The 7842-nt window shown below is 76.0% G+C and carries 9 protein-coding genes; 7 read left to right on the top strand and 2 right to left on the bottom strand.

Annotated features, from left to right (window positions below; genetic code table 11):
• Positions 1 to 550 (top strand): PH domain-containing protein (locus tag ABEA15_RS25325; RefSeq protein WP_345559573.1); only part of this gene is annotated, 550 nt, incomplete at its 5' end.
• Here the strand turns inward: ABEA15_RS25325 and ABEA15_RS25320 are convergent.
• Both ABEA15_RS25320 and ABEA15_RS25315 read right to left on the bottom strand, forming a co-directional pair.
• Positions 522 to 890, bottom strand: coding sequence for an STAS domain-containing protein (locus ABEA15_RS25320; protein ID WP_344148536.1), 369 nt, complete (start codon positions 888 to 890; stop codon positions 522 to 524). The genes ABEA15_RS25325 and ABEA15_RS25320 overlap by 29 nt on opposite strands.
• 190 nt (positions 891 to 1080) lie before the next feature.
• Positions 1081 to 1857 (bottom strand): SDR family oxidoreductase, encoded by a 777-nt coding sequence (locus tag ABEA15_RS25315; RefSeq protein WP_344148533.1) that lies wholly within the window; start codon positions 1855 to 1857, stop codon positions 1081 to 1083.
• A 121-nt stretch (positions 1858 to 1978) separates the two neighbouring features.
• On the opposite strand from ABEA15_RS25315, the gene ABEA15_RS25310 reads away from it, so the two are divergent.
• The 6 genes from ABEA15_RS25310 to ABEA15_RS25285 all read left to right on the top strand — a co-directional run bounded on the left by ABEA15_RS25310 (position 1979) and on the right by ABEA15_RS25285 (position 7791).
• Complete coding sequence (locus tag ABEA15_RS25310) at positions 1979 to 2233, top strand: sigma factor (RefSeq protein ID WP_345559571.1); 255 nt, start codon at positions 1979 to 1981, stop codon at positions 2231 to 2233.
• The gene (locus ABEA15_RS25305) at positions 2173 to 2934 is read left to right on the top strand and encodes a sigma factor-like helix-turn-helix DNA-binding protein (protein WP_345559569.1); all 762 of its coding nucleotides are present in this window, start codon (positions 2173 to 2175) and stop codon (positions 2932 to 2934) included. The genes ABEA15_RS25310 and ABEA15_RS25305 overlap by 61 nt, the downstream gene beginning before the upstream one ends.
• 261 nt (positions 2935 to 3195) lie before the next feature.
• Positions 3196 to 4392: a Gfo/Idh/MocA family protein gene (locus ABEA15_RS25300; protein ID WP_344148527.1), complete on the top strand. Its 1197-nt coding sequence runs from the start codon at positions 3196 to 3198 to the stop codon at positions 4390 to 4392.
• 73 nt (positions 4393 to 4465) lie between these two features.
• Positions 4466 to 5395 carry a DUF6807 domain-containing protein gene (locus ABEA15_RS25295; RefSeq protein ID WP_344148524.1) on the top strand — a complete coding sequence of 310 codons (930 nt, stop codon included), beginning with the start codon at positions 4466 to 4468 and terminating at the stop codon, positions 5393 to 5395.
• 263 nt (positions 5396 to 5658) lie between these two features.
• Positions 5659 to 6561, top strand: coding sequence for an NAD-dependent epimerase/dehydratase family protein (locus tag ABEA15_RS25290; protein WP_345559575.1), 903 nt, complete (start codon positions 5659 to 5661; stop codon positions 6559 to 6561).
• Positions 6562 to 6756: 195 nt separating this feature from the next.
• Positions 6757 to 7791 (top strand): LacI family DNA-binding transcriptional regulator, encoded by a 1035-nt coding sequence (locus tag ABEA15_RS25285; protein ID WP_344148521.1) that lies wholly within the window; start codon positions 6757 to 6759, stop codon positions 7789 to 7791.
• Positions 7792 to 7842: the final 51 nt, after the last annotated feature.

Raw genomic sequence — 7842 nt, 5'->3', positions numbered from 1 at the left:
CGGCACCGCCGCGGCCGCGGCGGTGCCGACCGCGGCTCTTGCACCGGCGGCGCCGGGCCTGCTCCCGCCCGCCGGCGGCGTGCCGGACCCGGCGACGGCGGCGACGGCGGGCGCGCTGGCGGGAGCGCTGACCGGCGTCCTGCTTCTAGTGCCGTGGGCGGTCTCGGCTTACCGGGGCCTGGGGCACGCGCTGGCGCCCGGCTTCCTCGTCGTCCGCAAGGGGGCGCTGCTGCGGACCACGGTGGCGCTGCGTCGCGACGGGATCATCGGCTGGCGCATCGCGCGCACGCCGTTCCAGCGCCGGGCCGGGCTGGCGACGGTCTTCGCCACCACCGCAGCGGGGCGCGGACGCTATGCCGCGGCCGACGTCGAGCTGGGCGCGGGACTGCGGCTCGCGGACGAGGCGGTCCCCGGGCTGCTGGCCCAGTTCCTGGAGCAGGAGGGCACCGGTGGGGCCGAGCGCGGCGGTCCGCAGCCGCACCCGGCGCGCGGCGCCTCCCCGGGCGCCGGCGGGCCCGGCCTCAGCGCCGACTCGCCGAACCGACGCTGAACGCGGCCTCGGTCGGCGGAACCACCGGGAAGAGGCCGGCCAGGCCCAGCACCTCCAGCGTGCGCACGACGGCGGCGGATGGCCCTCCCAGCACCGTCCGCACGCCGTCGGCGTCGAGGCGGCGGCGCGCCGCCATCAGCGCGCGCACACCGCTGGCGTCGAAGAACTCGACCTCGGAGAGGTCGGCCACCACCGTGGCGCAACCGGGCTCGCTCGCCGCGGCGAGCAGTCGGTCGCGCATGTCGTCGGCCGTCGCGATGTCGATCTCGCCCTGCACCGCGACGACCACCGTATCCCCGCAGTCGCTTCGCGGGCCGTTCGCTCCGGTCTGTCCGGGCACGCCGTGCCGCCTCTCACTCGCCTATCCGGATCCCTCCCCCCGGAGCATGATCGTATCGGGTACAGAGGGTTTGCGGGCGCACCCGCGAGTCCCGGGATCCACCGATTCGCGGGGGTTGCGAGCAGGAGCCCGCGGGGGAGGCGGTCGTCCTCCGAGGTCGGCGCGCCCGGCCGCGGTCCGCGGCCGGCATTCAGCCCACGGCTTCGGCCAGGAACTCCTCCCAGCTCCGCCCGCCCGTGGTCACCGCGGCGTTTCGGACACCCGCAACCGACAGATTCTCGCCGGCGCGGTAGGCGCGGCCGGCCTTGCCCGGGATGCGGATCCGGACGAGCGGCCGGCGGCCGCCGCGGGCGCTCAGGTACCCGCGGATCAGCTCGTCCATCGCGTAGACCCGGGGGCCGGCCAGGTCGGGCACCCGCCCGGCGGGCTCGCCCCCGGCCAGCTCAACGAGCCGCTCGGCCACCTCCCGCGGGTCGACCGGCTGGAACCGCAGCCCGCCCGGGGACGGAACCACCGGCAGCTTCGCCATCGCCCGTACGGCGGAGAGGGTCAGGTCGTGGAACTGGGCGGCGCGCAGGATCGTCCAGGGGATCCCGGACTCGGTCACCGCCTGCTCGGCCCCGGCCTGGGACCGGAACCAGGCCAGCGGCACCCGGTCGGCACCGATCACCGAGATGTGCACCAGGTGCTGCACTCCGGCGCGCGCTGCGGCGCGCACCAGGGTGCGCGTCGCCTCCGCGTCGCCTTTGGGCCCGCCCGCCAGGTGAAGGACGGTGCGCGCGCCGCGCACCGCCTCGTCGACGCCTTCGCCCGTGGCCAGGTCGCCGACGACGTAGTCGGCACCGCCCGCGGACGCGCGGGGCCTGCGGGTGAGCACCCGGACGGGGGCGCCCGAGCCCTCCAGCAGCGGGACGGCGATGCTGCCGAGGGTGCCGGTTCCTCCGGTGACCAGGATGGGTGCTGTCATGATCCGTTCCTTTCGCGCCGGGCCGCCGCGCCGGGAGGAGCCAGAGGGCTCCTCCTCGTCACACCGGCCGGATTCCGGGGGTCTACTTGAACGACACACCGCTGGGAAGGAACGTGACGGCATGGATGAGCGCACATGGCTGATGCAGCACTTCGAGCAGGACCGCGCCCGGCTGCGCGCGGTCGCCTACCGCATGCTCGGCTCGCACGGCGAGGCCGACGACGCGGTGCAGGAGGCGTGGCTGCGCATCGACCGCTCCGGTACCGACGGCGTGGAGAACCCGGCGGCATGGCTGACGACCGTGGTGGCCCGGGTGTGCCTGAACATGCTGCGCTCGCGCAAGGCGCGGAGGGAGAATCCTTCGAAGGACACGTAGAGCACGCAGCACACGTAGCGCACGCCGAGCAGGCGGCGCACGCGGAGCACGCGCGACGCGGGGGCCGGGCGCCCGGCGCCGCGGACGCCCCCGGCGAGGCGGCCGATCCCGAGCAGGAGGCGGTGCTCTCCGACTCGGTCGGCCTGGCGCTGCTGGTGGTGCTGGACACCCTCACCCCCGCCGAGCGGATCGCGTTCGTCCTGCACGACATGTTCGCCGTGCCCTTCGACGAGATCGGGCCGATGATCGACCGCTCCCCCGTCGCCGCCCGGCAGCTCGCCAGCCGCGCCCGCCGCCGGGTCAAGGAGGGCGCCCGGCCGCCCGAGACCGACCGGGCCCGCCGGCGCCGGGTGGTGGAGGCGTTCCTGGCCGCCTCGCGCGAGGGCGACTTCGACGCCCTGCTGGCGGTCCTCGACCCCGAGGTGGTGTTCCGCGCCGACGCCGCCACGGTCCCCGGCGGCACACCCGTCATGCTCCGCGGCGCGCGCAACGTCGCCAAGGGCGCCTCCGCGGCGGCGCAGCGGGCGCGCGAATCCGTGCCGGGCCTGGTCGACGGCTCGCCCGCCCTGGTGCGGGTCCAGGAGGGCCGCGTGTCCCTGGTCCTCACGTTCACCGTGGCCGACGACCTGATCACCGGGATCGAGGCCATCGCGGAGCCGGAGCGCCTGCACACCCTGGACGTCGCCGTCCTCGACGGCTGAGGCGCACGGGCAAGAGGCTGCCGGGGGTCGCCGCCCGGCGCGCGTGCGCGGGCGCCGGGCGAGGCCGGGGTTCGGCGACGGCGTTGACATAGCGTGAGTGGGCTGCCTAGATTAATCTGGCAAGCGCTTTCCACGCCCGATCGCACGCCGGCGGACCGAGGAGGCCGCACCACAAGCACGCAGCGCCCCGATCCTCCCTTTGACTCCGCCCCTCCCACACCCGGCCAGGACCGGGACGACGAACGCGCTAAGGCAGGCCCGATGAGTGAACCCCCCGTCCCGGTCGTCCTCGCCGGCGCCCACGGACACGGCCGCTCACACCTGCGCAACGTCCGGGCGCTCGCGGAGGAAGGGCTGGTGAGGCTGGTCGGCGTGTGCGACCGGGTCCCCCTGCCCGCGTCCGAGCTCGCCGACCACCCCGGCGCCGAGCAGGGCCCCGACCTCGGCGACCTCCTGCGGCGCACCGGCGCTGCCGCGACGATCCTGTGCACGCCGATCCACACCCACCTCCCCCTCGCCCGCACCGCCCTGGACGCCGGCTCCCACCTGCTGCTGGAGAAACCGCCCGCCGCGACGGCCGCCGAGTTCCGCGCGCTGCGCGAGGCGGTGGACGCCTCCGGGCTCGCCTGCCAGGTCGGGTTCCAGAGCCTGGGCTCAGCGGCGATCGGCGCGGTGCGCTCGCTGATCGCCGACGGAGCCGTCGGCGAGGTACGCGGCATCGGGGGCGCGGGCACCTGGGTGCGCACGTCGGAGTACTACGCGCGGGCCGAATGGGCGGGCCGCCGCAGGCTCGGCGGCGTCGACGTCGTGGACGGCGCGCTGACCAACCCGTTCGCCCACGCGGTGGCGACCGCGCTCGCCGTCGCCGGCGCCCAGCGCGAGACCGCCGAGGACGTCGAGCTCGAACTGTTCCACGCCCACGAGATCGAGAGCGACGACACCTCCTGCATGCGGCTGCGCACCCGCGAGGGCGTACCGGTGAGCATCGCGGTCACCCTGTGCGCGGCCACCCACCGCCCACCGCGGCTGGTCGTACACGGCGACGCGGGCCGCATCACGCTGTTCTACACGCTCGACGAGGTCCGGCTGGAGCGCCCCGGGCGCGAGCCGGAGACCGGCGTCCACCCCCGCACCGACCTGCTGCGCAACCTCGTCGCCCACCTGCGCGGCGAGGCGCCGCTGCTGGTGCCGCCCGAGGAGACCGCCGGGTTCACCGCCGTGCTGGACGCGGTGCGCCGGGCGCCCGCCCCGCTGCCGATCCCGCCCGGGATGCAGCGGGTGACCGGCGCGGACGGCGGCGTCCAGCGCGTGGTGGAGGGTGTCGACGACCTGGTCGCGCTGAGCGCCGAGCGGGTCGCGCTGTTCTCGGAGCTGGCGGCGCCTTGGGCGGTCCCCGGCGCCGCCGGTGCGGGCGCCGCGGGCCGTGCCGGCGCGGCATCCGACGCCGGAGGCGGATGACCCGGCCGGACGCGGCCGGCGGGCGGGCGAAGCCGTGCCACAACACGGAACCGAGGACCGAGGAGGGGCAGTCATGGGCGAGACGGGCGGCGCCGCGCAGGAGGACGGCGCGGGCGGCGGCGACGGGGCGGTACTGCGGTGCCGCGGGGCCGTCGTGGCCGAGTGGAACAGCGGCGCCGGGGTCGAGCCGCACCTGTCCCCCCGGCCCTACCTGCACCCGGTGCGCACGCTCGACGGCACCGTCGTCACCGAGATCCACCCCGAGGACCACCGGCACCACCTGGGCGTCGGCGTGGCGATCCCCGACGTCGACGGCAGCAGCTTCTGGGGCGGCACGACCTTCGTCCGCGACCGCGGGCCGGTCCTGCTGGACGACCACGGCCGCCAGGAGCACCTCGGCTGGGGCCCGGCCGAGGGCTCCGGCCTGGTGGAGCACCTGTCGTGGACCGGGCGCGACGGCGCCGAGCTTCTCACCGAGGTGCGCGAGACCGCCGCCTGGGAGGTGGACGCGCACACCTGGGCGCTGGACCTGCGCACGCGGCTGCACGCGGGCGAGCGCGACCTGGAGATCAACAGCCCGGCCACCAAGGGGCGTCCGGGCGCGGGCTACGGCGGCTACTTCTGGCGCGCGCCCAAGCACGCCGAGCCGCCGCGGGTGCTGGGGCCCGGCGCCGAGGGCGAGGAGGCGCTGCACGGCTCGCGCGCACCGTGGCTGGCGCTGCTGGGCACCGCCGGCACCGGCGCGCGCTGGACCCTGGTGTTCGCCGCCGCCGGCGGGCTCGCCGACCCGTGGTTCGTGCGCGCCGCCGAGTACCCCGGCGTGGGCGGGTCGCTGGCCTGGCGGCACCCGTTGCGCATGGCCGCGCGATCGGCCGTCGAGCGCCGCGTGGTCACCCTCGTCGCCGACGGCCACCCCGACCCCGGCGAGCTGCCCGGCCTGGTGTCGTCCGCCCGCGCCCGGCTGGGAGCGCCCGAGCCGGAGCGGTTCACCTCCGGGGGATGACCCCGGGCGACGTCTCCGGCTTTGAACAACGCCCACCTGCCGGAAGCCCCGGAAAGCCGATCCCCGGCCTGCGAGCGCGCCGCGTCGCCGGACCGCCGGGGCCGACCCGCTGCCCCGGTGGAAGGACCGCTTCCCCGTCCTTCGGCGTTGACTGGTCCGGCACGGCGTGCTTAGCTGATCGGTAAGCGCTTTCCGTCACCGTGCGGACCGCGCCCTTCGCCCACGGCGACATCCACGACCCCGCCCACCAGAACAGGACGGCCATGCGCATCCTCCTCACCGGCGGCTCGGGCCGGCTCGGCCGCAGCGTGGCTGCGACGCTGGCGGCCCGCGGCCACGACGTCACCTCCGCCGACCTCGCCCCCGCGGACACCGGGCCCGGTGTCCGCTCCCACACCCTCGACCTGCTCGACGAGAGCGCGCGCGAGGACCTGTTCGCCCAGGTGCGCCCGGAAGCGGTCGTCCACCTCGCGGGCATCGCCGTCCCCTTCGCGCGCCCGGACACCGAGATCCTGGACATCAACACCCTCCTGGCCTGGGGCGTGCTCGCTGCGGCCGTCCGCCACGGCGCCCGTTCCGCCGTCGCCGCCTCCAGCCCCACCGTCTTCGGCTACGGCACCGCCGCCTGGCGTCCCCGCTACCTGCCGCTGGACGAGGAGCACCCCACCGCGCCCCGCCACTCCTACGGCCTGAGCAAGGTGATCATCGAGGAGACGGCGCGCACGCTCGCCCGCGCCGAGGACGCCGGATGCACCCTCACCTGCGTTCGGCCCGGCTACGTCATCGCACCCGAGGAGTGGGCGGGCGCGCCCACCCAGCAGGGCCACACCGTGGCCGAGCGGCTGCGTGATCCGGAGCTGTCGGCGGCCGCCCTGTTCAACTACGTCGACGCCCGCGACGCCGCCGAACTGTTCGCCCTGCTGGCCGAGCGCCCCGACCTCGCCGCCACCGGCGGCGCCTACCACGCCGTGGCCGAAGACGCCCTCGCCCTGGCGCCGCTGGCCGAGCTGCTTCCCCGCTACCACCCGGGCGCCGCCGGACCGGCGTCCGCCCTCACCGGCCGGCGCTCAGCGTTCAGCTCCGCCCTGGCGGCCGAGCGGCTAGGCTGGCGCGCGCAGCGGACCTGGCGCACCGAGCTGGTGGAAACGGTTTCCGAGGGCGGCTGAACGCGGCCTCGCACACGCGTGCGCGGCGGCCGCGTCGCAGGCGTGCCGGACGGCGCCGGCGCGGCCGCCGCCGCGGGACCGGCGTGTCGGGCGCCACCGGTCTATACCACGGTGATGGGCTGTTGACGGTGTTCGCCGCCGCCTATGATCGAACTGCGGAAAGAGTTTTCCAAGGAAGGCGTGAAAGGTGAGGCCGTGGGCAACGGATACGTGACATTGGAACAGGTCGCCCGGCACGCCGGCGTCTCCCTGGCCACCGCCTCGCGCGTCCTCAACGGCAGCACGCGCCAGGTGGGGCGTGCGCTGCACGAGCGGGTCACCGCCAGCGCCCACGAGCTGGGCTACCTCGCCAACGCCTCGGCGCAGACGCTCGCCCGCAACACCAGCTCCCTGGTCGGGCTGATCGTGCACGACATCGCCGACCCCTACTTCTCCAGTATCGCCTCCGGCGTCACCCGCACCGCCGAGGACGAGGGGCTGGTCGTGGTACTGGGCACCACCGGCCGCACACCGCAGCGCGAGTTGGCGCTGCTGGCCATGCTGCGCTCGCACCGCGCCCGCGCGGTGGTCCTCGCGGGCAGCCGCACCATCGAGGAGGAGACCACCCGGCGGCTGGCCGACGAGATCGCCGCCTTCAACGCCCGCGGCGGCCGCGTCGCGTGCGTCTCGCAGGAAGGCCTGCCCGCCGACACGGTGGTGCCCAGCAACCGCGACGGCGCCGCCGAGCTCGCCCGGCACCTGATCGGGCTGGGCCACCGCCGCTTCGCGCTGCTGGCGGGGCCGACCGATCTGCGCACCGCCCGCGACCGCCTGGACGGGTTCCACGCGGCGCTGTCGGGCGCGGGTATCGAGCTGGACCCGCGCAACGTGGTGCACGGCGCCTTCACCCGCGACGGCGGCTACGAGTCCACGCGGCGCCTGCTCGCCGCCGAGACCGACGCGACGTGCCTGTTCGCCGTCAACGACGTCATGGCCACCGGCGCCGTCGCGGCGCTGCGCGACGCCGGGCTGCAGGTGCCGCGCGACCTGTCGGTGGCCGGTTTCGACGACATCCCCACGCTGCGCGACCTCACCCCGGGGCTGACGACGGTGCGCCTGCCCCTGGAGTGGATGGGCGAGGAGGCCGCGCGCCTGGCGCTGGTCGACGACGGGGACATCGAGCCCCGCACGGTGCCGGTCTCGGGCGAGGTCGTGGTCCGCGCGAGCACGGCGCCCCCGACCCGCACCTAGATCGTTGATGGGAGTTGTTGTGTGTCCCGGTCAGTGGTCGTAGGCGATCAG

This window comes from Streptomonospora halophila (genome assembly GCF_039542725.1).
Lineage (GTDB): Bacteria > Actinomycetota > Actinomycetes > Streptosporangiales > Streptosporangiaceae > Streptomonospora > Streptomonospora halophila.
Note: the sequence above shows the minus strand (reverse complement) of the source record. Positions and strands in the feature narration are given on the sequence as shown.

Bases quoted from the DNA above. Each gene is read 5' to 3' on its own strand.
- ABEA15_RS25315 (WP_344148533.1), bottom strand. From the start codon at position 1,857: ATGACAGCACCCATCCTGGTCACCGGAGGAACCGGCACCCTCGGCAGC.
- ABEA15_RS25310 (WP_345559571.1), top strand. From the start codon at position 1,979: ATGGATGAGCGCACATGGCTGATGCAGCACTTCGAGCAGGACCGCGCC.
- ABEA15_RS25300 (WP_344148527.1), top strand. From the start codon at position 3,196: ATGAGTGAACCCCCCGTCCCGGTCGTCCTCGCCGGCGCCCACGGACAC.
- ABEA15_RS25295 (WP_344148524.1), top strand. From the start codon at position 4,466: ATGGGCGAGACGGGCGGCGCCGCGCAGGAGGACGGCGCGGGCGGCGGC.
- ABEA15_RS25290 (WP_345559575.1), top strand. From the start codon at position 5,659: ATGCGCATCCTCCTCACCGGCGGCTCGGGCCGGCTCGGCCGCAGCGTG.